This window comes from Methanoregula sp. (assembly GCF_002835825.1).
Taxonomy (GTDB): domain Archaea; phylum Halobacteriota; class Methanomicrobia; order Methanomicrobiales; family Methanospirillaceae; genus Methanoregula.
Genome location: NZ_PIZH01000636.1, coordinates 1 through 1,197, shown reverse-complemented (window position 1 = coordinate 1,197; position 1,197 = coordinate 1). Strand labels below are relative to the sequence as shown.

1 protein-coding gene is annotated in these 1,197 nt (G+C 55.3%); it reads right to left on the bottom strand.

Annotated features, from left to right (window positions below; all coding sequences use genetic code 11):
* Window positions 1–91 precede the first annotated feature (91 nt).
* A complete protein-coding gene (locus CW742_RS14015; RefSeq protein WP_292421438.1) occupies window positions 92–595 on the bottom strand; it encodes a hypothetical protein in 504 nt (167 codons plus the stop codon).
* Between the last annotated feature and the right edge of the window lie 602 nt (window positions 596–1,197).

Below are 1,197 nucleotides of genomic sequence, written 5' to 3'. Positions count from 1 at the left end.
GACCGGATCTCATCGATCGATGTCATGGCTCTCGTACAGGATGATTCTGTTTTCACGGTAAAAAAAGCATGGTCAGGATATTTACCGGAGGTCACTTTAGTCCCGGCACCCCGTCCGCCCACGCTTCAACCCGGGCCAGGATACTCTCATCTGCAAACGAGGAGAGCGTCACCCGGTCCCGGGCGAGGCTCAGGAAGTACAGTCCGCTGTCGGGGTCATGGCATTTCAGCGTAACGGCAAAGAGGTCGTCTTCCGGGACATGGATTGCCCTCCCGCCATGGGCGGCAGCGTTTGCCATGTTGGCAAGGACCGCATGGATGCCGTACTGGTAGCCGTCGACCGAGTTATAGGTCTCGATACTCCCCCCGATCCGTTTCCCTTTTGCATTCCGGTACACGAACTTCGCGGTATACATCGCCCGTACCCGCTCGACCGGGGGATGGCTTTTCCGCTGGCTCCGGAACGACATGCAGCCGAGCGGGTTCTGGAAGATGAGCGACCTGACGACGGAGTCGAACGCTTCGATATCCGGGAACGGGTTTTTCAGGTTCCTGACAGCACTTTTCGGACCGGTCTTCTGGATGAACGGGGCCATACGGGTTCCGATCAAAGAGAAGGAGGGGGTCCGATAAAAGGTTTCCCGTCTGATGTTCAGGGTCTGGCTATAATTTAGCGGGGCGTTCACTGGTATGGTGCCGGTGTGGCACTCCTGCAGTTCTCTATAGGTTACCCCTCGTAAATATCAGCCGTGATTGCAGGGCATCGCAAGCAGTGCCGGCCATATGCCGGGCCCGGAGAATCACTAAAAAGTTATCCGACCCCGACAAGGCCTATGCAGATCCGGGATGGATTCATGGTGCAGAATACCGACATATTCTGATGAAAATTTGCCGTCCGAGAACGGCTTTCTGCGGCCTGTTTTGGTGCGGGGGGTCTGATGAAAATTCAGAAAGCCGGAGCCCCCGCACGCTTTCCTGACAAAGCGACGGATTTTTCCCATCCCGTGCGAGATTCACCTGTGCTGGGAGTGCCCGCTATGATACCACGGTCATGGAAGAGTGGATGGAGACTGCTGTTCCTTGTGGCGGTTCTCGCGGTTATACTCTGGTTTGGCTATGTCGCATTTCTTTTTGACCAGGGTATGAAGCAGAGCGAGCAGCAAGGGTTTCCATATTCCCTTGATTTTTCCTGCAATAA

What these genes read in the sequence shown, in the direction of transcription:
- CW742_RS14015 (WP_292421438.1), bottom strand. Translation starts at nt 595, where the DNA reads ATGGCCCCGTTCATCCAGAAGACCGGTCCGAAAAGTGCTGTCAGGAAC.